General features: G+C 61.0%; 19 protein-coding genes. 16 read left to right on the plus strand and 3 right to left on the minus strand.

All coding sequences use genetic code 11. From position 1 onward, the window contains the following. From nirD to G6K99_RS14905, 8 genes are all read left to right on the plus strand, one after another. Positions 1-336, plus strand: coding sequence for a nitrite reductase small subunit NirD (gene nirD / locus G6K99_RS14870; RefSeq protein WP_062463257.1), 336 nt, complete (start codon positions 1-3; stop codon positions 334-336). Continuing rightward, a complete protein-coding gene (cynS, locus tag G6K99_RS14875; protein ID WP_348635233.1) occupies positions 333-815 on the plus strand; it encodes a cyanase in 483 nt (160 codons plus the stop codon). The genes nirD and cynS overlap by 4 nt, the downstream gene beginning before the upstream one ends. A gap of 16 nt (positions 816-831) precedes the next feature. Further along, complete coding sequence (locus G6K99_RS14880) at positions 832-3,489, plus strand: nitrate reductase (protein WP_174196997.1); 2,658 nt, start codon at positions 832-834, stop codon at positions 3,487-3,489. Next, positions 3,461-4,921: a siroheme synthase CysG gene (cysG, locus tag G6K99_RS14885; RefSeq protein WP_174196998.1), complete on the plus strand. Its 1,461-nt coding sequence runs from the start codon at positions 3,461-3,463 to the stop codon at positions 4,919-4,921. Before G6K99_RS14880 ends, cysG begins: the two co-directional genes overlap by 29 nt. A gap of 548 nt (positions 4,922-5,469) precedes the next feature. Next, positions 5,470-7,458: a BCCT family transporter gene (locus G6K99_RS14890; RefSeq protein ID WP_062463266.1), complete on the plus strand. Its 1,989-nt coding sequence runs from the start codon at positions 5,470-5,472 to the stop codon at positions 7,456-7,458. A gap of 254 nt (positions 7,459-7,712) precedes the next feature. After that, positions 7,713-8,972, plus strand: a complete 1,260-nt coding sequence (locus G6K99_RS14895; RefSeq protein WP_174196999.1) for a DUF2254 domain-containing protein — start codon at positions 7,713-7,715, stop codon at positions 8,970-8,972. A 164-nt stretch (positions 8,973-9,136) separates the two neighbouring features. Beyond that, positions 9,137-10,639: an NAD(P)/FAD-dependent oxidoreductase gene (locus G6K99_RS14900; RefSeq protein WP_174197000.1), complete on the plus strand. Its 1,503-nt coding sequence runs from the start codon at positions 9,137-9,139 to the stop codon at positions 10,637-10,639. After that, complete coding sequence (locus tag G6K99_RS14905) at positions 10,636-11,253, plus strand: CDP-alcohol phosphatidyltransferase family protein (protein ID WP_174197001.1); 618 nt, start codon at positions 10,636-10,638, stop codon at positions 11,251-11,253. The genes G6K99_RS14900 and G6K99_RS14905 overlap by 4 nt, the downstream gene beginning before the upstream one ends. 17 nt (positions 11,254-11,270) lie before the next feature. Here the strand turns inward: G6K99_RS14905 and G6K99_RS14910 are convergent, their stop codons facing one another. After that, positions 11,271-11,879 (minus strand): RNA polymerase sigma factor, encoded by a 609-nt coding sequence (locus tag G6K99_RS14910; RefSeq protein ID WP_174197002.1) that lies wholly within the window; start codon positions 11,877-11,879, stop codon positions 11,271-11,273. A 154-nt stretch (positions 11,880-12,033) separates the two neighbouring features. Here G6K99_RS14910 and G6K99_RS14915 point away from each other — a divergent pair, with 154 nt between their 5' ends. From G6K99_RS14915 to G6K99_RS14940, 6 genes are all read left to right on the plus strand, one after another. Continuing rightward, on the plus strand, positions 12,034-12,825 hold the full coding sequence (locus tag G6K99_RS14915; RefSeq protein ID WP_174197003.1) for a TVP38/TMEM64 family protein: 792 nt from the start codon (positions 12,034-12,036) through the stop codon (positions 12,823-12,825). Between the two features lie 35 nt (positions 12,826-12,860). Then, positions 12,861-13,106, plus strand: a complete 246-nt coding sequence (locus G6K99_RS14920; protein WP_174197004.1) for a zf-HC2 domain-containing protein — start codon at positions 12,861-12,863, stop codon at positions 13,104-13,106. A gap of 87 nt (positions 13,107-13,193) precedes the next feature. After that, complete coding sequence (locus tag G6K99_RS14925) at positions 13,194-14,423, plus strand: ABC transporter substrate-binding protein (protein WP_244631485.1); 1,230 nt, start codon at positions 13,194-13,196, stop codon at positions 14,421-14,423. A 42-nt stretch (positions 14,424-14,465) separates the two neighbouring features. Continuing rightward, entirely contained in the window at positions 14,466-16,154 is a 1,689-nt protein-coding gene (locus G6K99_RS14930) for an ABC transporter permease (protein ID WP_174197020.1), read from the plus strand. Then, positions 16,154-16,828, plus strand: a complete 675-nt coding sequence (locus tag G6K99_RS14935) for an ATP-binding cassette domain-containing protein (RefSeq protein WP_174197005.1) — start codon at positions 16,154-16,156, stop codon at positions 16,826-16,828. The genes G6K99_RS14930 and G6K99_RS14935 overlap by 1 nt, the downstream gene beginning before the upstream one ends. Continuing rightward, positions 16,821-17,924: an FAD-dependent oxidoreductase gene (locus G6K99_RS14940; RefSeq protein WP_174197006.1), complete on the plus strand. Its 1,104-nt coding sequence runs from the start codon at positions 16,821-16,823 to the stop codon at positions 17,922-17,924. Before G6K99_RS14935 ends, G6K99_RS14940 begins: the two co-directional genes overlap by 8 nt. Before the next feature lie 715 nt (positions 17,925-18,639). Here the strand turns inward: G6K99_RS14940 and G6K99_RS14945 are convergent. Then, positions 18,640-19,428 carry a potassium channel family protein gene (locus G6K99_RS14945; RefSeq protein WP_062576393.1) on the minus strand — a complete coding sequence of 263 codons (789 nt, stop codon included), beginning with the start codon at positions 19,426-19,428 and terminating at the stop codon, positions 18,640-18,642. 91 nt (positions 19,429-19,519) lie between these two features. After that, entirely contained in the window at positions 19,520-20,410 is an 891-nt protein-coding gene (locus G6K99_RS14950) for a LysR family transcriptional regulator (RefSeq protein ID WP_174197007.1), read from the minus strand. 98 nt (positions 20,411-20,508) lie between these two features. On the opposite strand from G6K99_RS14950, the gene G6K99_RS14955 reads away from it, so the two are divergent. Further along, positions 20,509-21,612: an aldo/keto reductase gene (locus G6K99_RS14955; protein WP_174197008.1), complete on the plus strand. Its 1,104-nt coding sequence runs from the start codon at positions 20,509-20,511 to the stop codon at positions 21,610-21,612. Between the two features lie 211 nt (positions 21,613-21,823). After that, entirely contained in the window at positions 21,824-23,179 is a 1,356-nt protein-coding gene (locus G6K99_RS14960; protein ID WP_174197009.1) for an LLM class flavin-dependent oxidoreductase, read from the plus strand. Positions 23,180-23,478: the final 299 nt, after the last annotated feature.

A 23,478-nucleotide genomic window follows, 5' to 3' on the forward strand; every position in this document is an offset into this window, starting at 1 on the left:
ATGAACAGCAACTGGATGACGATCGGTCGAATCGACGATATTCCGCTGCGCGGGGCGCGTTGCGTAAAGACGCCGCAGGGCAAGGTTGCCGTGTTTCGCACGGCCGAAAACGAGGTCTTTGCAATCGAGGACCGTTGCCCGCACAAGGGCGGTCCGCTCTCCCAGGGCATCGTCCATGGCAAGGCCGTGACCTGCCCCTTGCACAACTGGGTGATCTCGCTTGAGAGCGGCCGCGCACTCGGCGCCGACGAAGGCTCCGTCGCGACACTGCCGCTGCGCAACACGGACGGCGAATTGTCCATCCTCCTGGAGAGGCGGCTGGAAGCGGCCGAGTGAACACCCCCATCCCGCATATTCCCAAGGAGGCAATGATGCTGTCAAAATCAGACGTGACCGAGATGATCTACGAGAAGAAGCGGCAGGCCGGCCTGAGCTGGGCCTCGATTGCCGAAGGGATCGGCATGAGCGAGGTATTTGTTACCTCGGCCTGCCTTGGAATGAATGCGCTGCCACGCGTGAAGGCCGATCTTCTGGTGCGCGATCTCGGTCTGCCCCAGGAATGTGCTGTCGTCCTGGCGGAGTTCCCGACCAAGGTCTGGGGTCGCGATATCCCTACCGATCCCTGCATCTACCGGCTCTACGAGATCGTTGGAGTTTACGGCGAGACCCTGAAAGAACTCATCCAGGAGAAATGCGGTAACGGCATCATGAGTGCCATCGATTTTGACATGGTGGTGGAGAAGGTTGCCAATCCGAAGGGCGACCGCATTGAGATCCGCATGAGCGGAAAATATCTCGGTTACAATAGTTGGTGAGATGCGGGAAGCCACCATGTCCGGTGTAACCAAGACGACCTGCCCCTATTGCGGTGTCGGCTGCGGCGTGATCGCCGCAGTCGACGACGAGGGCAAGATCAGCGTGACGGGCGATCCTGACCATCCCGCCAATTACGGAAGGCTTTGTTCGAAAGGCTCGGCGCTGGCCGAAACGCTGGATATGGACGGTCGCGCACTTTACCCTCAAGTGCATGGCGAAAGAGCCGGCTGGGACGAAGCGCTCCATCTCGTTGCCGCAAACTTCCAGCGGACAATTTCCGAGCACGGGCCGGATGCCGTCGCCTTCTATGTTTCCGGGCAGATGCTGACCGAAGACTATTATGTCGCCAACAAGCTGATGAAGGGGTTTATCGGCTCCGCCAACATAGACACCAACTCACGCCTGTGCATGGCCTCGTCCGTTGCCGGTCATCGCCGCGCCTTCGGCGCCGATACCGTCCCGGCCTGCTATGAGGACCTGGAGCTGGCGGATCTGGTGGTCTTGGTCGGCTCGAACATGGCCTGGTGCCATCCTGTCCTTTACCAGCGTCTGGCGGCGGCCAAGGCTGCCCGGCCTTCCATGAAGGTGGTGGTGATCGACCCGCGCAAAACCGCGACCAGCGACATCGCCGATCTGCATCTGGCCGTGGCCGCCGATGGCGACATAGCCCTGTTCAACGGCCTGCTCACCTATCTGTCCGAGACCGGAGCGGTGGACGAAAACTACGTGTCGAGGCACACATCCGGGTTCCCTGAAGCGTTGATGGCAGCGGCACCTGGCTCTGTCTCTGACCTTTCGGAGGCGACGGGCGTGTCCGGCATGCTCATCCGTCAGTTCTACCGTCTCTTCGGACAAACCGAGAAGGTCGTCACTTGCTACAGCCAGGGCGTCAACCAGTCTGCCGTCGGCACGGACAAGGTCAACGCCATCATCAACTGCCATCTCGCAACCGGTCGGATCGGCCGGCCCGGAATGGGACCCTTGTCACTGACCGGCCAGCCAAACGCCATGGGCGGGCGCGAAGTTGGCGGTCTCGCCAACATGCTCGCAGCCCATATGGCGATCGAAAACCCGGTGCACAGGGATCGGGTGCAGCGCTTCTGGAGTTCACCCACCATCGCCGACAGACCCGGCCTGAAGGCCGTCGACATGTTCGAGGCGGTGGCGGACGGTCGGATCAAGGCGATCTGGATCATGTCGACCAATCCGGTTGTCTCCATGCCCGAGGCCGATGCGGTCAAGGCGGCCCTCAAGGCATGCCCCTTCGTGGTGGTCTCGGACATCCAGCAGGATACCGATACGGCCCGTCTCGCCCATGTCCTGCTTCCGGCCACCGGCTGGGGCGAAAAATCCGGCACGGTGACGAATTCTGAGCGTCGGATCTCCCGGCAGAGACCGTTCCTATCTGAGCCGGGCGAGGCCCGCGCCGACTGGTGGCAGATGGCTGAGGTGGCTAAGCGTATGGGGTTCGGCCCGGCTTTCGATTACGGCGCTCCGGGCGAGATCTTCGCCGAGCATGCAGCCCTGTCCGCCTTCGAGAACGAGGGCGAGCGCGATTTTGATATTGGCGCCCATGCCGCAATCAGCCACAGCGCCTATGAGGAGCTCCAGCCATTCCAGTGGCCGTCGCGTTGTGACGGTTCAACGCTTGCCCGTTTCTTCGCCGAGGGTGGTTTCTTCACTGCCGATCGTAGGGCTCGTCTCGTACCGGTCGCGACGCCTGCGCTGGAAAAGACGGGTGCCTGTTTTCCCTTCACCCTCAATACGGGCCGGATCCGCGATCACTGGCATACGATGACGCGCACGGGAAAGAGCGCCCGGCTCTCCGCCCATATCGCGGAGCCCTTCTGCGAGATCCATCCGGCGGACGCGGCGAACGTCGGTATCGGCGATGCCGACCTCGTGCATGTCGAAGGCGAAAACGGCAGGTCGATCATCGTGCGCGCCCTGTTGACTGAACGGCAGATGCGGGGTTCGGTCTTCGTTCCCATGCACTGGACCGGCGAGACGGCGCCGAGTGCACGCGTCGATACGCTTGTCCCCTCCCGCGTCGATCCGGTGTCCGGCCAGCCTGCCTTGAAGATGGCGCGCGTTTCCGTTGCCCGCCAAGAGGCGCAAGCGCATGGCTTCCTGGTGACGGCGAAGCGTCCGCTCGACCTCCCGTTTGCCTATTGGGCGATCGCGAGAACCGAAGGTGGTTACCGACTGGAATTTGCAGGCGACCCGCCCGCCGATGGCTGGGAGGACTGGTTGCGGCGCAGTTTGCAGCTCGACGAGCGCCAGGACTTCTCCGGTTACCTCGACCGGCAGGCCGGGGATCACCGCCTGCTCGCCTTTGACGGAGAGCATCTGCTGGCAGCCTTGTTCGTGGCACCGGAACCGGTCAGCGTATCGCGGCAATGGGCGGTCGAGCAGCTGAAGGAGCGGCATCTGGACAGCCGCACCCGTTCCATGCTCATAGCCGGCCGTCCGGCAGCGGGGCGACCGGACAAGGGCGCGATCGTCTGCTCTTGTTTTTCGGTCGGTATCAATGAGATTAGTGCCGCCGCCCATCGCGGTTGCCGTTCTGTGGAAGCCGTCGGCCTAGTCTTGAATGCCGGAACCAATTGCGGCTCCTGCCGCCCCGAAATCAGGAGGATCCTGGATGCGACGCAAACCCTTGCAGCAGAGTGACGGAAACGAACGCATCGCAGCACTCGCCAAGCTGCCGGTCTTCTGGAACCTTTCGGGCAAGCGGGCGGTCATGGCGGGTGGATCGGATGGCGCCGCCTGGAAGGCAGAGCTTCTGCAAGCCTGCGGTGCTGAGGTGGAGCTTTACTGCGAAACCGCCGAGCTTGGCGACACGATGAAGGCGCTGGTCGAGCGGACCGGGCTGACGCATCATGACCATCCCTGGCATTGCGGTATTTTCGCCGGGGCATCGCTGGCGCTCGCCGACTGCGAGACCGAAGCCGAGGCGCAGGCCTTCTACTGTGCGGCGCGCGCGGCTGGCATCCCCGTCAATGTGATCGACAAGCCTGCCTATTGCCAGTTCCAGTTCGGCTCGATCGTCAACCGGTCGCCAGTGATCGTGTCGATCTCGACGGATGGGGCCGCACCGATTCTGGCCCAGGCAATCCGCCAGCGGATCGAAACACTGCTGCCGCCGGCGCTGAAGCAATGGGCAGGCCTTGCGCAGTCGGTGCGGGAGGCGGTCAACCGCCGGCTGTCGCCGGGCCCTGCACGACGCCTTTTCTGGGAGCGTTTCGTTGCCCGAAGCCTGTCGACCAACGAGCCACCCGCGCAAGATACCGCGGACCGGTTGCTCGCCACCGCCGATCAGATCGCTTCGGTTCCGAGTTTGGGATCGGTGACACTGGTCGGTGCGGGGCCGGGAGATGCCGAACTGCTCACGCTCAAGGCCATGCGGGCGCTGCAGGCCGCCGATGTCATCCTGTTCGATGATCTTGTCTCGCCGGAGGTGCTGGAACTGGCGAGGCGTGAGGCAAAGCGGTTCCTCGTTGGCAAGAGAGGCGGACGGGAGAGCTGTCGCCAGGATGACATCAACGACATGATGGTGCGGTTCGCAAAGGACGGCAAACGGGTTGTCCGGCTTAAATCCGGTGACCCGATGATCTTCGGGCGGGCAGGCGAAGAAATCGCCCGTCTGCAAAGCGAGGGCATCGCCGTGGACGTGGTACCGGGCATCACCGCAGCGTCGGCCATGGCCGCGTCGCTGAAGACATCGCTCACCAACCGCGACCACGCCCAGCAGGTCCGTTTCGTCACGGCCCATTCGCGGGATCATGAACTGCCCCAGACCGTCGACTGGCCCTCGCTCGCCAAACCCAACCAGACCTCGGTGTTCTACATGGGCGGACGCATGGCAGGCCAGATCGAGCAGAGATTGATGGACAATGGGATGACAGCTGACACGCCCGTCGTCGTGGTTTCCTCCGTCAGCCGCACGCACGAACATCGCTGGGCTGGTCCGCTCGCAAGCCTTGGCGATGCCATGCGCACGATCGGCGTCGAGGAGCCTGTGCTGATCGGGGTCGGAGAGGTGTTCGGCGCGGTTGCCGGAGTATCGGATTACGCAGGATTACCATCTCGAATTCGCAGCTGAAGCCTGTCTGCGTGAAAACGGCAACCGCTTTCCTAGCCGCTTAATCGGCTCGTCCTTGCAAGCTTCACACACTTGCAATGCGATTAGCATCGCCTTCAAGACATCAGCCTCGTCCCGAGGATCGACCGTCTCCGACATGTTTGAAGGTCTGAATCGCGAAGCATGTCGCCGCCGAAGTTTGCGATAGGAGCCATTGTTACAGAGCTCTTCGAGTGCCGTCGGCGCACGTCGGTCAACAGACGCGACCCGCCGCGAGTTCGTCTCCGAGCATATTCATCCGTGCCGCGCGTTTCAACGCCTCCCCGGAGGCCGACATACGCTGTTCGCGAGTAACGACGGCCAAGCTGGAGCACGATTGCAACTTCGGTCTCGTATCATGTCTCGCCGTCATGGTTGAAGAACGGACATTTGCGATAGGCATCGGCTTGCGTCGTCATTGTGGACTTTTCAAAAGCGCCGCCTAGTTTCCATGAAAAGCGGCCGGATTGGGGCGGGATCGTCCGTCCCAATGATCCGCAAGTCGGAGCGCAGGAGGACAAATCCGCGGTATGAAAAGTTTTGTCATCAACCCCCCGGTTTTCTACGGCTCAGTCATCGTCATCGGTCTGTTTCTGGTGGTCGGCATCGCCATACCCGGGCAAGCGGGCGCTTTTTTTGGCGCCGTACAGGCATCGATCCTCGGCGCGTTCGGCTGGTTCTATTTGCTTTCCGTCGGTATATTTCTCGCATCCGTCCTGCTGCTCTGTTTCGGCCGCTTTGGACAGCTCAAGCTTGGTCCGGATGATTCCGTTCCCGATTTCCGCTTTCTGTCGTGGATCGCCATGCTGTTTGCCGCCGGCATGGGGATCGGGTTGATGTTCTACGCCGTCGGTGAACCGATGACGCATTTCATGGCGCCGCCGACGGCCGAGCCGCGTTCGGTCGCAGCCATGCGCGAAGCAATGACCGTGACCTTCTTCCATTGGGGGATACACGCCTGGGCAATCTACGCCGTTGTCGGCCTGTCGCTCGCCTATTTCGGCTATCGCTACAACCTGCCGCTGACGATCCGTTCCGGCCTCTATCCGCTTCTCAAAAACCGTATCGATGGTCCGATCGGTCACGCGGTGGATATCTTTGCAATTGTCGGCACGATGTTTGGGATCGCCACGTCGCTCGGTGTCGGCGTCTCGCAGATCAATGCGGGTCTCAACCATCTTCTCGGCGTTCCGATCGGCATCGCTGTGCAGTTGCCGTTGATCGCAGTCGTGACCGCGATGGCGACCGTGTCGGTCGTGACCGGCCTCGACAAGGGCGTCCGCATCCTGTCGGAAACCAATCTTATCGTTGCCATCCTGTTGATGATCTTCGTTCTCGTGGTTGGTCCGACCAGCCTGTTGTTTCGGGATTTCGTGCAGAACCTCGGTCTTTATTTCGACACGCTGGTCCTGCGCACATTCAACATCTACGCCTATGAGCCGACGCCCTGGGTCGATGCCTGGACCCTGTTCTACTGGGCCTGGTGGATCTCCTGGTCGCCCTTCGTCGGCATGTTCATCGCCCGCATATCCCGCGGCAGAACCGTGCGGGAATTCGTCGTCGCCGTCCTCTTTATTCCCGCCGGGTTCACCTTCTTCTGGATGACGGTGTTCGGCAATACAGCGATGTTTATCGATACCGGCATCGCCAACGGCGCTCTCGGCGCGGCTATCGCCAATGACGTCTCAGTCGGGCTGTTCCGGTTCTTCGAGTATCTGCCGCTGCCGGCAATTACCTCGACGCTCGCGGTTCTGCTGGTGTCAATCTTCTTCATCACCTCGGCAGATTCGGGTGCGCTTGTTGTGGACTCCATTGCAGCCGGCGGCGAGACGAACACGACAACAGGACAGCGGGTTTTCTGGTGCGTTATGGAAGGTTTCGTGGCGGGGTGCCTGCTGCTCGCCGGTGGCCTGACGGCGCTGCAATCTGCTACTGTCGCCAGCGCGCTGCCGTTTGCCGTGATCATGCTCGGTCTCGTCCTTTCGCTGTATCTGGGCATGCGAGAGGACCTTGCACAGCGCGATGCGCACAACGGCGCCACCCTTCCGGCTGCCCAGCCGGCATCCGGGCAGACCTGGCAGCGGAGATTGGCCCTGATGCTGGCCACCGCGACCGAAGCCGATGTCCGTCGCTTCATCGACACGCATGTGCGTCCAGCCCTTGATCAGGTCGCGCAGGAACTGACCTCCAGGGGACGGCATGCGCAGGTGGTCGATGACACGGACGGGGCGATCGTCCTGCGCTCACCCGCACAAGATGTTCGTGACTTTGTCTACGGTGTCACACCCACAAAGCAGCGCGTCGCGAGTTTTACGCCTGTGCGGGCCGGAGAGCCTGAGTTTCGCTTTGAGGCGCGGACCTATTTCTCGAGCGGCAATCGCGGGTATGACGTGATGGGGATGTCGCGCGATCAACTCATCAGCGACGTCCTGGCGCAGTTCGAACGCTATCTTCACCTGGTGCATTCGCCGGAGTTTCAGCTGGTCCACAGTGCTCCAGAACATCCATCCGGAATATAGCTGTTATGGGGGGCGGCCTCGTTGCAAGGTGCGCCTGTTACCATAACAGGTCCGACGCTCATCGTAGCGGAAGGCGGTCTGTTCGCAGACGCTTGATCCGAGGTCCCGCTACGTGGGTTGAACTCCAAAGCGGACACCAAGTGTCGCGGCAGACTGACGGGCGACGTCATTAATCCCAACTTGGCAGGCAAAGGCGTACACCTGAGACGTCGACAAGAGACGGCCCGCGATGAGCCAGAAGAGTGAGAATACCGATGACGTCACGCTGGGTTTGGCTTTTGTCGAAACTGGTCCGGAAAATCTGGTTTCGGGCAAGTCTGTTTTCCATCCTTGCCATTATCACCGCACTTGTCGCCATCGTCGCCAGTCCGTTCATTCCGGGTGATCTTCCCACGAAGATTGGCGCTGACGCTGTCGATAATATACTGGGCATCATTGCCTCAAGTATGCTGACAGTCACGACATTCTCTCTCAGCACGATGGTGTCGGCCTATTCGGCTGCAACCAGCAACGTCACGCCCCGCGCGACCACGCTGGTCATGGAGGACAGCACGACGCAGAACGTGCTCGCGACCTTCATCGGCTCCTTTCTCTTCAGTCTTGTCGGGATCATCGCGTTGAGCACCGGCGCCTACGGCGACCGCGGCCGTGTCGTTCTCTTTGTTGTGACAGTTGCCGTGATTGTGCTGATTGTCGTCACGCTCTTGCGTTGGATCGACCACCTTTCCAGGCTCGGGCGTGTCACAGAAACGACCGAGAGAGTGGAAAATGTCACCATAGAGGCGATGCGGTCCCGGCGTAAGCAACCGTATCTCGGCGGAAGCCGGTTAAGCGCTGCAGAGACCATTCCGGCCACGGCGAGACCGGTCTTTGTCGATCGGATAGGGTATGTGCAGCACCTTGATACCGGCGCCCTTTCCGGCATCGCAACCGACGCGAAAGCGCAGATATACATTCACATGATTCCGGGTCAGTTTGTTGATCCGTCGACGCCGGTTGCGTGGATCGACGGCGCCGATGACGCCGAGGAGACAACGGCAATCTCCCGCTGTTTCACGGTGGGCGATACCAGGTCCTATGATCAGGACCCGCGATTTGGCGCTGCAGTTCTGTCGGAGATTGCGTCTCGCGCCCTTTCGGCGGCGACCAACGATCCCGGTACCGCGATCGATGTTCTCACGCGGACAGTGCGCGTTCTGGCTGTCTGGAACGAAACGACAGGGGAGGATGAGCATGAAGTGCCGTATCCAAATGTCTACGTGCCGGCGATCAGCCTTGACGAACTGTTTGATGATCTCTTCACACCGATCGCGCGGGACGGCGCCGGCGTTGTCGAAGTCGGGCTGAGATTGCAGAAAGTGCTGCGAATTCTCGCGACGTTTGAACATGATCGCTATCGCGAAAATGCCATACGCCACTCGAGGGAGGCCCTTGAGCGGGCCAAACATGGACTGACTTTGCCGGCGGATTTCGAGCGCGTAAAAGCCGCGGCAGAGGTGGTTGGGGGGTTGTAGCTGCGGTTGTTCAAGCGTGACGAGCGAAACCAGCATCGCGCGATAGCGCTGTTCTGAAGGGAAAATCCAATCCTTGCAGAAAATCTTGATGCAGCCTTGTAACAATGTGGATTCCTGCGCGTCTTCCTGAAGCAACGTATATTGCGGGTGGAAAGACGAAATCTATGGACCAGAACGAGGGCTTTTCCCGATCCACCTGGACGCGGCCGAAGCGTTTCGATCGCAACCTAGTGGTCATTGGCGCCGGATCCGCTGGGCTGGTGTCGGCCTATATCGCTGCCGGCGCCAAGGCGAAGGTGACGCTGGTCGAGGCGAACAAGATGGGCGGCGATTGCCTGAACTATGGCTGCGTCCCCTCGAAGGCCCTGATCAAGAGCGCAAAGGTGGCGCACCAGATGCGCCATGCGGACCATTATGGCCTGGAGCCGGTCGAGCCGAAGGTGCCTTTCTCTGCGGTGATGGAGCGGATCCACAAGGTGATCGCCGAAATCGAGCCGCATGACAGCGTCGAACGCTATACGGGGCTGGGCGTCGACGTCCTGCAAGGCTACGCAAAGCTGATCGATCCCTGGACGGTGGAGATTGCCCTGAACGGAGGCGGCATGCAGCGTCTGACGACGCGCGCGATCATCATTGCGACCGGCGCCCAGGCCTTTGTGCCCCCGATACCGGGCCTCGCCGAAATTGGCTATCTCACATCCGATACCATGTGGGAGCGGCTCCGCGATCGCCCTTCTGTGCCGCAGAGGCTCGTCGTTTTGGGCGGAGGGCCGATCGGCTGCGAGCTGGCTCAGAGTTTTGCTCGACTTGGCTCCGAGGTCACGCAGATCCAGATGGCACCACGGCTGATGATGCGTGAGGATGATGATGCGGCCAGGGTCGTCGAAGCCTCGATGAAGGCGGACGGCGTCAATGTGCTGACCAGCCACAAGGCGGTCGCCTGTGGCGCGGATGCCGGTGAAAAATGGATCGAGGTCGAGAAGGACGGGGCCAAGTTCCGCATCGGCTTTGACGAGATCATCGTCGCGGTCGGACGCGCCCCGAGGCTGAAGGGCTTCGGGCTCGAAGATCTGGGCATCAAGGTCGATCGTGTGGTCGAGACCAACGAATACCTCCAGACCCTTCATCCGAACATCCTGGCGGCAGGCGATGTTGCAGGGCCCTACCAGTTCACCCATGTCGCCGGGCATCAGGCCTGGTTTGCGGCGATCAATGCGCTGTTCGGTGATCTCAAGCGCTTCAAGGCCGATTACTCGGTCATTCCGTGGGCGACCTTCACCGATCCGGAAGTGGCGCGTGTCGGGCTTTCGGAAGACGATGCCAGGCAGAAGAATATTCCGCATGAGGTGACGCGTTTTGGCTTGGACGATCTCGATCGCGCGATCGCTGATGGATCCGCCCGCGGCTTCGTCAAGGTGCTGACCGTGCCGGGCAAGGACAAGATCCTGGGTGCAACCATTGTCGGCGAGCACGCCGGCGACTTGCTTGCAGAATTCGTCTTCGCCATGAAACATGGCCATGGGCTCGGCAAGATCCTCGGCACGATCCATATCTACCCGACGCTGGCAGAGGCCAACAAGATGGTGGCAGGCCAGTGGCGCCGCAATCACATCAACGGGTTTCTGCTCTCGCTGCTTGAACGCTTCCAGACCTGGAGGCGCGGATGATCGACGCCAAGATCCTGCCGCTGCAGAAGGCAGTACTGCAGCCCGTCGCTGCATTTCTGGCCCATCGTGGGGTTCGTGCAGATCAGATCAGCCTCGTTGGTTTCGGGGGCGGGCTCGGCGCCTTCGCCGCTCTCTGCCTCGGCTACTTTTGGGTGGCGCTTCTGCTGATCCTTGTGAACCGGGCGCTGGACGGGCTCGATGGTGCGGTTGCCCGCCTGCATGGTCCGACGGATCGTGGCGCGTATCTCGACATCGCGCTCGACATGGTCTTCTACGCGCTGATCCCGCTCGGTTTCGCGGTTGCGGTGCCCGAGATCAATGCGCTGCCCGCAGCGGTGCTGATCGTGTCCTTCGTCGGCACAGGCTCGTCCTTCCTCGCCTTTTCGGCGGTTGCGGCGAAACGCGGCCGCGAGGCCCCGGAATTTCCCACCAAGGGCATCTACTACGCTGGCGGTCTCGCCGAAGGCTTCGAGACGATCGCGGTCTTCATCGCCATGTGCCTCTTGCCTTGGCATTTCCCGCTGATTGCCTATGGATTTGCCGCGCTTTGCGGGGTGACGACCGTCATCCGCTGGCGCCAGGGCTGGGTCGCCTTTTCCGGAGATGATCAATGAGCGACGCCGTGTCCCTCTCAGGGATCCGCATTGAGCCGGTCAAGCGCGTTCCGCACCGTCAGCCGCGCCCGGTGCAGAAGTACGCGCATATTGCCCTCGGAAATGTCGAGAAGGGTGCAGACCTCCGCCGGATCAAGCTCCTGCTGGCCACGAAGGATCAGCACTGCGCGTTGCGCCTGCGGCAGAGTTTCGATGACGGCTTCCACATGCTGCAGAATGCTTCGACCCTCGACATGGCGTTCCGGCGTCAGATTTTCCCAAAGTGCGGGCATGATGCGCCAGTGGCCGCGCCCGTCGAACGCGTCGTTGAGGGTGCCGTCGACACCAAAATCGTCGAAGGACACCGTGCGGCCTTCGCGTCTGGCGCGGCTGCGCGCCTTGTTGATCAGGATAGTGTAGATCCAGCTTGCAAGCGATCCGCGCCCTTCGAAGAGATCGATGCGGTCGAGCACTGTGACCCAGGTGTCCTGCGCGACGTCTTCCGCGATGACACGCGAGCGGACGATGCCGTTGCAAAGACGGATCATCGCGGCATTGTGCCGGCGATAGAGCAACTCGAACGCTACCGCATCCCCATCGACGAGACGCAGCGCCAGAGCCCGATCATCACCATCAACCTGCGCCATGCTGCCCCCAGCCTCAGCTCAGGCGTCATTAGCAAAACAATCGCCTTCAAAGTCCAGCCGCATTCGATCCTATCAAGCCATAGTGACCACGAGGGATCTGTCGCGCCGGTACATCCGATCCCACAAGGCATGCCGCAGCTTCACGGAAACCGCCATGATTGACAGCCGTTCCCCACAACATGGCGCGCCGCCGGATGACGAGCCCACCACCTCGAAGGGCGCTGTCGGCAAAGGTAGCATGTGGCGTTATACGCCCTTGGTCCTCGTCATCGCCGGCCTCGCACTTGGCTATGCCTTCGGCCTGCAGGACTATCTCAGCCTCGGATTTCTTGCCGAACAACGGCAGGCTTTGAGGAGTTACGTCGACACCAATGTCCTCTGGTCGGCCGTGATCTTCCTGCTCGTCTATATCGCGGCCGTCGCCTTCTCGTTTCCGGCAGCGTCCGTGCTGACCATCTTCGGTGGTTTCCTCTTCGGCTGGATGATCGGGGGGGCGCTGGTGGCCGTTGGTGCCACGGTCGGTGCGGCGATCCTGTTCCTCGCCACGCGCTCGGCCTTCGGCAATTTTCTGCGCCACCGGGTTGATGGCGTCATCAAGAAGATGGCGGACGGTTTCCGGGAGAATGCCTTCGGCTATCTCTTCGTCATCCGTCTCGCTCCGGTCTTTCCCTTCTTCGTCGTCAATATCGCGGCCGCCCTGTTCGACATCAGCCTCGGGCGTTTCATAGCCTCCACGTTCTTCGGCATCCTGCCAGGCACTTTCGCCTATGCCTATCTCGGCCAGGGAGTTGACAGTGTGCTGGTCGCCGCGCAGGCGAGCGGAAGGCAAGCGCAGATTTCGGATCTCGTGACGCGCGATATCACGCTCGCCTTCTTCGCGCTGGCGCTGGTGGCGCTGATCCCGACGCTCGTGCGACAGATCGCCAAGCGCAGGAGTTCGCAATGAGCGTTCACTTCACCACATCCGAGGAGGGCTGAGCCATGTTTCGATGCAGTGAAGTGGTCGAGCGCGCCAGCCTTCTGATCGACGGCGATCTCGGCTTCTGGCCGCGGCTCAACATCAGGCTCCATCTGGCGATTTGCCGGGGATGCCGGGCCTTCGTCGAACAGATGCGCATCACCCATGATCTGACTGCAATGGCGGGCGCCCTGCATGATCCGGCACCAAGCGAGGAGATTGCGGCCGCGCTCGCGCGACGGAAAATGGGGCCCGGCAAGAAAGCATGAAACCCGGCGCATCTCGAAGACGTAATTCAAACAGGAGCCGCAGCGCGTCAGCGTCAGGCGGTCGACTTTCAGGGAGTAGGGCACATCATGCGATTGATGACAGGAATTTTCGCCGCCGCTTTGATGGCAGCCACAAGTAGCTTTCCGGCGAAAGCCGCCGGGCCCGAGCTTTCCGATTGGGCAGTCGTCGAGAAGGCCGCAACCGGCCAGACGGTCTATTTCAACGCCTGGGGCGGATCGGAAAACATCAACGCCTATTTCGAATGGGTAGGCGCCGAGATGCAGTCACGCTACGGGGTGAGCGTGGTACAGGTGAAGCTTGAGGATACCGCAAGTGCGGTCGCCAAGGTGATCGCCGAGAAAGCCGCCGGCAAGAATGACGGCGGCTCGGTCGATCTCATCTGGATCAACGGCGAAAACTTCGTCTCGATGAAGCAGCAAGGGCTGCTCCTCACCCCCGGCTGGGCAAGCTCGCTGCCCAACTGGGCCTATGTCGATGTCGAAAACCAGCCGACCATCCTCACAGATTTCACCGAGCCGACAGAGGGCCTTGAAAGCCCCTGGGGTGGCGCGAAGATGGTTTTCTTCCATGACAGCGCGCGCACCGAAGCCTTCGCCATGCCGGACAACGCGACTGCGCTTCTCGATTGGGCGAAGAAGAACCCAGGCCGGTTTTCCTATCCGGCCCCACCGGATTTTACAGGCTCGTCCTTTCTGAAACAGGTTTTGAGCGAGGTGATCGCCGACCCCTCCAAACTGGCGAAGCCGGTCAGCGAAGAGACTTTTAACGCTGATGTCGAGCCGCTCTTTGCCTATCTCGACCAGTTGCATCCGGCAGCCTGGCGTTCGGGCAAGACATTCCCGCAGAACTATTCGGATATGAAACAGAAGCTGGCCGACGGCGAACTGGACATCATCTTCGCCTTCAATCCGTCGGAAGCCTCTGCCGGGATCAAGGCCGGCGAACTGCCCCAGACCGTGCGCTCCTTCACCTTCTCCAAAGGCACGCTCGGCAACACTCATTTCGTCGCCATTCCCTACAATGCCAATGCGAAGGAGGGGGCGCTGGTGACGGCGAACTTCCTCATCTCGCCTGAAGCGCAGCTTCGCAAGCAGGACCCGACCTATTGGGGTGATCCGACCGTTCTCGCCATGTCAAAACTGCCGGAGCCGGATCGTGCCGCCTTCAAAGCGCTCGACCTCGGCGCAGCCACCCTTGCGCCGGACAAGCTCGGCCCCGTGATTGCCGAGCCGCATGCGAGCTGGATGGAGCGCATCGAGGTCGAATGGCGCCGGCGCTACGCCAGCGGAAACTGAGCTGTGACAGCCCAGGCGACCGATCGCTCCTTTTTGAACGGAATGACCGCACTTCTTCCGAGGAGTGCGGTTGCCGTCACGCTTAGCCTTCTGGTCCTGCCGATCACTTTCGGGCTCCTCGGCACGTTGCTGCCGGCCTTCGGCTATCTGCCCGCACTCGGCGGACATGACCTCAGCCTGCAACCCTTTCGAGATCTTGCGGCGACACCGGGTCTGCCAACAGCGGCAGTCTTGAGTGTAGCAACCGGCCTCGCCGCCACCCTGATTTCTCTCGGCATCACGCTGATCTTCGTTGCGAGTTACGCCGGCACACCGACGCTGTCACGCCTGCAGCATCTGCTGTCGCCTCTCCTGGCCGTGCCCCATGCGGCGGCCGCTTTCGGGCTCGCCTTCCTGATCGCGCCATCGGGTTTCCTTATTCGCCTCGTCGCGCCTCTCTTTGGCATTGATCGGCCGCCGGACATTCTTATCCCGCATGACCCGATGGGGCTGACGATGATCGCGGGCCTCGTGATCAAGGAAACACCGTTCCTGTTTCTGGTCACGTTGGCGGCCCTGCCGCAGGTGGAGCTTTCCGCTGCGCGAAGGCTTGCAGCCTCCTTCGGTTATGGGCGTATTGCGGGCTTCGTCTACCTGCTCTGGCCGTCGCTTTACCGGCAGATCCGTTTTGCCGTCTATGCCGTCATCGCCTACTCGTCCTCGGTCGTGGATGTGGCGCTGATCCTTGGTCCCAACCTGCCCGGCACGCTCGCGACCCGGCTCGTCCAGTGGATGAACGATCCGGATCTGTCCGTGCGTTTCTTCGCCTCGGCCGGTGCCGTCCTGCAACTGGGCGTCACCCTGGCAGGATTGCTCTTGTGGTTGATGCTGGAGCGGGTCGCTGCGGTCCTGCTCCGCGCATCGCGGGACAGGGGATGGCGGTTCGTTCGCGACCAGTTGCTGCGCCGCGCGTCGATCCTGGTCGTCGGCCTGATCGGCGGAGCCGTCTTCGCAGGCCTCGCCATTCTGGCCATCTGGTCTCTCGCCGGTCTTTGGCAGTTTCCCGATATCCTGCCGCAGAGTTTTACGCTGAGGAGCTGGATGAGTGCCCTGCCGCGCATTGGCGATCCACTCGTAACGACACTGGTGACAGGTCTCGCCTCGACGCTGCTGGCCATCCTGCTGACCATCGGCTGCCTGGAGCGGGAGATTCAGACGGGACGCAGCGTGAGCCAGAAGGCGCTGTTGATGCTCTACCTGCCGCTGATCGTGCCGCAGATCACGTTCGTTTTCGGCCTGCAGCTTCTTTTCATCGGTAGTGGTGGCGGCGATTACAGGCTGACAGCCCTCGTGCTCGTGCACCTGGTCTTTGTGCTGCCTTATGTCTTTCTCTCGCTCGCCGATCCCTGGCGCGCGCTCGACCGTCGCTACGAGATCATTGCGACAGCACTCGGCCGGTCACGGCTGTCGGTGCTCGTGTCGATCCGCCTGCCCATGCTGGTCCGTCCGATCCTGACAGCGCTTGCCCTTGGCTTTGCCGTCTCGGTTGGGCAGTATCTGCCAACCCTCCTGATCGGGGAGGGGCGGCTCTCGACCATCACCACGGAGGCCGTCGCTCTAGCCTCCGGCAACAACCGCCGTGTCATCGGAGTCTATGCCCTGCTGCAGACTGTCTTGCCTTTTCTCGCCTTCGCGCTCTCTGCGCTGATCCCCGCAGCGCTCCACCGCAACCGCCGGGAGATGAGGGTCTGATGATAGTCCAGCGACAGCCGACCAACGGCCTCTCCCTTTCGAACGTGCTGATCCGTCTGGGTGACGTCAGCCTGATCGCGCTGACCGCGGACGTTCCTCCCGGTTCCGTCGTCACCGTCATGGGACCGTCGGGATCGGGCAAATCCACCTTGCTGTCCTTCATCGGCGGGTTCCTCGATCCTGTATTCGACGCCAAAGGGACCGTCTTTGTCGATGGTGTCGATCTCCTGTCGCTGGAGCCGCAAGCCCGTCGCGCCGGGATCCTGTTCCAGGACCCGCTGCTCTTCCCGCATATGTCTGTTGGCGCCAATGTCGCCTTCGCCATTCCGGCAGATGTGCGAGATCGCCGCCAACGCCGGCAGATCGCGGCAGACATTCTCGCCGACATGAACCTTGCAGATTTTGCGGACCGGGACCCGGCCACGCTCTCCGGCGGACAAAAAGGCCGGGTGGCGCTTGCCCGCGTTCTCGTCTCCCGGCCCAGATTGCTGCTTCTCGACGAACCCTTCTCCAAGCTCGACATGGAGCTGCGCGCCCATATGCGAACCCTCGTGTTCGAGCGCGCAAGGACCGCCGGCCTGCCGGTCATTCTCGTCACCCATGACGAGGCAGATGCCGAGGCCGCTCGCGGTGCCGTTCATCGTATCGGAGTAAAGGGAGCGGCTCATGACTGACGCGAGCGGGAAAATCCCGGTCGTGCTTCTCGGTGGTGGCCACGCCCATGTCGAGGTGGTGCGCCTTCTTGGGCAGATGGGTCTCGGTGCGCAGATCACGCTGGTTTCGCCGGCTCGCTATGCGCCCTATTCCGGCATGCTTCCGGGCCATATTTCGGGGGAATATGGTTTCGACGATTTCCACATCGATCTGGCGACCTTGTGCGCGCGATCTGGCGTCACCTTTGCTGAAACCGCGGCGACCGCTATCGACCCGGAACGCCGCGTCGTCTTTCTTGCAAGCGGCCAAAGCCTCGCCTACGGCCTGCTCTCGATCGATATAGGCTCCACCCCTATACTGCCCGAAGGCATATCGGCTGGCATCTCCGTAAAGCCGATCGCAAGCTTTGCCGATCGCCTTGCCCGGCTCGATGCGCTGGCCGCAGAAGGACGGCTCTCAACGCTCGCGGTCGTCGGGCAGGGGGTAGCAGGCGTCGAGGTCGCCTTTGCGCTCAGACGCCGGTTCGCCGGACGAGACATCCGCATGATACTCGTCGGACGGGCAGCGGAGCCGGTTCCGGAGCGCAGTCGGCGGGCGCGGCATTTGTTGGAGCGGGAATTGCGAAGGGCGGCCATCGCCCATCACCCCGCGTTCGATGTCGTCGCTTTCCACGACGCTGAACTCATCGCCCGTGATGGGCGGCGGCTCGCAGCAGATCAGGTCATCTGGACGACGTCGAGCGGCGCACCAGGCTTCTTGCGCGAGACCGGCCTTCTCCTCGACCAAAACGGTTTCATTCGCGTGGATGATACGCTGCGATCCCTTTCGCATCCGGATGTCTTCGCTGCCGGCGACGTCGCATCTCTGCCGAGCCCCCGTCCAAAGGCCGGCGTGTTTGCCGTGCGCCAAGGACCGGTCCTGGCCGAGAACATCCGCCGCAGCCTCTGCGGAGAAGCCCCGCTTTCTTATCAACCGCAACGGCAGTGGCTGGCACTGATCTCTCTCGCCGACGGGCGGGCCATTGCCGACAAGTGGAACATAGCCGTGGCCGGCCGCTGGGTGGCCAATTGGAAGCATCGCATCGACAGCCGCTTCATGCGGAAATATCAGGAGTGAAGAGAAGAGCGGGCCGCTTTCGACTTCCTCACCCCAGCCCGAGGCTCCCCCGTTCTGTTTACTTCCTCCAGCCTATCGATGTGGAAGCATACCTGGAATGTGGTAACTAGATCTTCAGGTTAAGAAAGCCCGACTGCGTACTGCCGAACGCACTCGTTCGGGTGCTCAGCGATTGACGACGGATGTCCAGGCAATTTCGGCTATGAGATAAGCATACTCAACATCGCAGCTAACTGTAAAAGGTTAAGAGAACGGACCGACGCCTCTTCGAAATGGCGTAACCTTTAGCTGACGGTTGGCGTTGCAGTCAAAGCATAAGGCCTTACTGTCCAGTCCGCCAGTGAAGCGTTCTTAGGTGTGTTTGATTCCAGACGATTTACACATTTACCCCTCACAATTGCGAGTGTCTTTCTCGTTTTTCGACTGCTGATGTCGCTGCGCTAGGGCCGTTTCGCTGATCCAGGTCTTCTCTAACAGTTGGGCATCAATCATCTTCTTTATATACGACTGTTGTCCTGGGGAAGGATGGAAAGAGGATGCATTGATTACAAACAACAGGGTGCGCATTGCGGACAATTGCGGCATTGACGCATGTTTGACTGCGAGCAAGACCCACTAGAACCGCGGCATGCGGCGCGCCTTCGTCGAACAACGAGATAGGCGCCGGGGAGGCGGTGTCACAGGGTGAAAAATCGTTAAGATTTAGTGCACTATCTCAACTGCCCTCATCCGGAATGTTCAACACCTCTCCACAGGCCTTGCAATGCACCGCGTCTGCGTCATGGCGTTGCAGAGCGCAGCGCGGGCAGGGAAACGTGACCTTGTGCGGCCTGACGATCGCCTGCGCCAGCCGGACGAACAGCGAGATGCCGATGATCATGGTGAAGACGGATGTCAGCTTGCCGACCGTTCCCGGAAGCGTGATGTCTCCGAAACCGGTCGTGGTGACCGTTGCCACCGTGAAGTAGAGCGCGTCGATGAAACCTTCGCTTCCGTCACGATTGTAGAAGAACGTGGTGTAAACGAACCCGGTCATCAGAAACAGGAACACCAGGAAGTTCAGCACGGCGCGCACGACGTCCAGATAGGACACGCAGCCCGCACGCCGCAGAACCTCCTTCAGCAAGGGGCTTTGTCCGATGGCCCAAAGGCGCATGACGCGAAGAAAGGCAAAGTTGAACAGCGCGTCGGGGAAAAGCAGCGTCACCAGGAGGACGAGATCGATCCACGTCAACGGCCTTGCGAGCCAGTGTCGCAGTGACGGCGCTGCGACGGCGCGGACCATGAGCTCCAAGCCGATCCAGGCTGCGATGATGTAATCGACGATCAGATAGGACGGGCTGGATCGAAGATACGGGCCGAGCAGGAAGAATGCCAAGATCGCCAGATCGACGACCGCAAATGCAGCCTGCATGGCGATGGCGTTCCGACCCGTAGGGCGCTCGAGCAACCGCACGCAGTCCCTGAACTTCATCCGGTCGCTTCTTTTTTCGACAATTTTCATGAGGTCCAGATAGATCGAAAGGAGATGTCATCAAGCGTACGCACAAAAACACGTTGCTGACCGCGCCAGTAGCAAATTGCGGAGGCCTCGCTCAACTGGTTTTCAAGGCAGCGATCAGCGCCCGCAACGCCGGCGGGGATTGTCGCCGGCTCGGGTGATAAAGATGAAAACCCGGAAATCTTGGGCACCAGTCGGCGAGGACCTGGATGAGCTTGCCCGACGCAATATCCTCCGCCACGTCATGCTCCATGATGTAACCAAGTCCGGCGCCCGCTCGTACGGCTGCAGCCGGAAGATCGCCGTCGTTGGCGACCAGAGGCCCGCGGGTGCGGATCTTGATGTCCTTGTCACCCCTCTGGAATTCCCAGGGAAGAAGGCCGCCCGATGTCTTCAGCCGATAACCGATGCAGGCATGACGGTCGAGATCATAGGGTGTCAGGGGAGGCGGGTATCTCTCGAAATAGGAGGGCGTGCCGACGACCACCGTCCTCAGGTCCGGGCCGATCTTGACTGCGATCATGTCCTTGTCGACCGTTTCTCCCAGCCGGATGCCCGCATCGAAACCGGCCGCGACGATGTCGGTCAAGCCATCATCGATGTTGACCTCCACGCGCACATCCGGGTTTGCAAGCAGGAATCCCGGCAGTTTCGGGAGGAGAACGATCCTGGCCGCATAGGCAAAGGTGGTGATCCGCACTGTGCCAGACGGGTTGTCGCGCCATTCAGCCATTGCCTGCAGGCCGTCTTCTATCTCCGCCAGCGCCGGGTTCAGTGATCGAAGCAGCCGCTCGCCCGCTTCCGTCGGAGACACGCTGCGTGTCGTGCGCGCCAGAAGCCGAACGCCCAGCCTCTCTTCCAACCCGCGCATCGCATGGCTGAGTGCCGATGGCGACATGGCGAGGATCGCGGCCGCACGGGTAAAGCTGCACTCTCGTGCGACCGTCGCGAACGCCACGAGATCATTGAGGTGGTTGCGCTCCATTGCTGCAAGCTGCTCACAAGTTCATGCCGCCCGCAACCTCTAATCGGCAGGAGCAGGTGTTGCTAGGTTCTTCGTCATCACCAGCATGGAGAAGACGCATGGATCTCACGCATTACCGCACACTCGGCAAATCCGGACTGATCGTCAGCCCGCTCGCGCTCGGAACGATGACGTTCGGCGCCGGTCGGTGGGGCGCCGGTGAAAAGACGTCGCGTGATTTGTTCGATACCTATACCGACGCTGGCGGCAACTTCGTCGATACCGCCGACATCTATTCGGGCGGCGAAAGCGAAACCATGCTCGGCACTTTCATGAAGGACAAAGGCAACCGGGATCGTCTGGTGATCGCCACCAAGTCCGGTTTTTCCCGCGCGCGGGGCACGCCGCTCTGGGGTGGGAATGGCGCGAAAAACATCCGGCTCGGGATGGAGGGTTCGCTGCGGCGGATGAAAACCGATTATATCGACATGTACTGGATCCATGTCTGGGATCGTACGACGCCCGCCGAGGAGGTGCTGCAGACCCTGGCGGACGCGGTGCACGCCGGAAAGATCCTGCATTACGGCTTTTCCAACACGCCGGCCTGGTATGTCGCCAAGATCGCAACACTTGCGGAAGCGCACGGCCTTCCGAAGCCGATCGGCCTGCAGTACAGTTATTCGCTCATCGACAGAGGCGTCGAGCTCGATGTTATCCCGGCAGGTGCCGAGTTCGGCTTGGGGCTCGTTCCCTGGAGCCCGCTCGCTGCCGGCTTGCTGTCCGGCAAGTATGGTCGCGACAAGATTGGCGATGCGGGGCGCGCCACAGCGATGCCCGATAGCGGTGCACCGACGAGCGAGGGAGACAGCGACGGCCGGTTAAACGGGGACAATCCGTTTGGGGGCATGTTGTTTACCGAGCGCAACTTCGACGTGGTCGATGTGGTGAAGACGGTCGCAGACGAGATCGGCCGTTCCCCGGCGGAAGTTGCGCTTGCCTGGGTTGTCAACCGACCCGGCGTGTCCTCGGTTCTGATCGGTGCGAGCCGAGTCGCCCAACTCACGGAGAACGTCGCGTCGCTCGCAATCACACTGAGTGATGATCATTTGCAACGGCTGGAACAGGCAACGATGCTGCCGCTCCTCAATCCGTATTTCATCTTCCAAATCCCACGGGAAACATTGTTCGGCGGTCAGGCGGTTCAACCCTTCGCACCGTCCTGACGGGCAGGACCCTTGCCGATGTTTTACCGTTGTCGGCCGGGATATCGAGCGGGCTGATCCCCTTGCCCCCAGATTGCGTGCGGTATTTGCGCGAAAACAACCGGTCGGTTCTTGCCGACCGGGAGGCTGCTGCTAAGCTTCGGGCAAGTGTGCGCAGAGCGGATCGATACCGCGCACCGATCGGCATCAATCGGGAGTTCGAAATAACAGCATGGCGCGTCGCGACAAACTCAAGCTTGGCACATTCGTCTATACCTTCGGCTTTCATCCCGCTTCATGGCTGCATCCTGATAGCGATGTGAACGGCGCCAATGATTTCGCCCATCTCCTCAACGTCGCGAAACAGTCCGAGGCGGCCAAGTTCGATTTCATGTTCATGGCGGACTCTCCCGCGGCCGCTGTCGGCGATCCGGCAGCCCTGGCGCGACAGCCGACCAAGATGAACCGTTTCGAGCCGCTTTCGCTTCTCTCGGCGCTCGCGGTTTCCACCGAAAAGCTCGGTCTGGTCGCGACCGTTTCGACCAGTTATTACGAACCCTACAACGTCGCGCGCATCTTTGCCTCGATCGATCATTTGAGCGGCGGCCGCGCCTGCTGGAATGTCGTGACATCAGATCACAACGAGACGGGCTATAACTTCAACCGCGACGGACTCGATCCCCACGCCCTGCGCTACGAGCGGGGTGCGGAATTCGTCGATGTCGTTTTCGGTCTGTGGGACAGTTTCGAGGCCGACGCGCTCAAGCTCGATCGCGAGACCGGGATCTATTACGACAAGGATAAGCTGCATACGCTCAACCATGTGGGCAAGCATTTCCAGGTCCGGGGTCCCCTCAACATCGCACGTTCGCCCCAGGGCCGCCCGGTGATTGCTCAGGCCGGCGGGTCGGAGCCCGGCATGGATCTTGCCGCGCGCACCTCGGAGATCGTCTTCAGTCTCGCCTCCAACATCGATCGCAACCGGGCCTTCTATAAGAACGTCAAGGATCGCATGCCCGCCTACGGTCGGGATCCTGACGATCTCAAGATCATGCCGGGCATTGTCATCAACGTCGGAGAGACCGAAGCCGAAGCGCAGGCCAAGGTCGATTTCATGATCGACAAGCTGCATCCCGATGTCGGTCGGCTGATGCTGTCGGAATTTCTTGAGGCGGATCTCGCAGGCGTTCCTCTCGACCAGCCGTTCCCCATGGACCGTCTGCCCGAGACGCCGCGCGGTTCGCGGGCGCTGTTCGACGAGCTTGTGGATTTCGTCAAAAGCGGCCGGACGGTCGGCGAGCTGATCCGTCACTATGCGGAAAAGCACACCGGCAATGGTATCACCGGGACGCCCACCCAGATTGCCGACTTCATGGAGGAATGGTTCGAGACCCGGGCAGCCGACGGCTTTATCCTGATGTTCCCGACCCTGCCGTCCAGCCTCGATGATTTCGTCAAACTGGTGCTCCCGGAACTGCGCCGCCGCGGTCTCTTCCGTGACGAGTACGAAGGAAAGACGCTGCGAGAGAACCTTGGTCTCTCCATGCCGGTCAATCGCTTCACCGCAGCGCGTGAACCGGTAACATGAGCACACCGAGATATGCCAAGTTTCGTGGTTTCCCGATATTATCCATCAGAAACAACATCTTAACGTTTTCTTGAAGTTTTTGCGACGACCCCTGTTGACTTGAACTGGGCCTCGGATCTATAACCCGCTCACTGAACGAGGGCGGCGGCGCTGCTAGCGACGGACTTCTTCGTTTCGGTGAAAACCTAAAAAGATTGGCAGATGCTGATTGGGGCCGGGTTACGGTTTGGCTCTTGGGTTTTGTGACGTTTTAGCCTTTTGGGGTGGGAATGTCGGTTCTTTGACAATTGAATATGAGA

The sequence above is a fragment of the Neorhizobium sp. AL 9.2.2 genome, from assembly GCF_013317225.1.
GTDB classification, from domain to species: Bacteria; Pseudomonadota; Alphaproteobacteria; order Rhizobiales; family Rhizobiaceae; genus Neorhizobium; species Neorhizobium soli.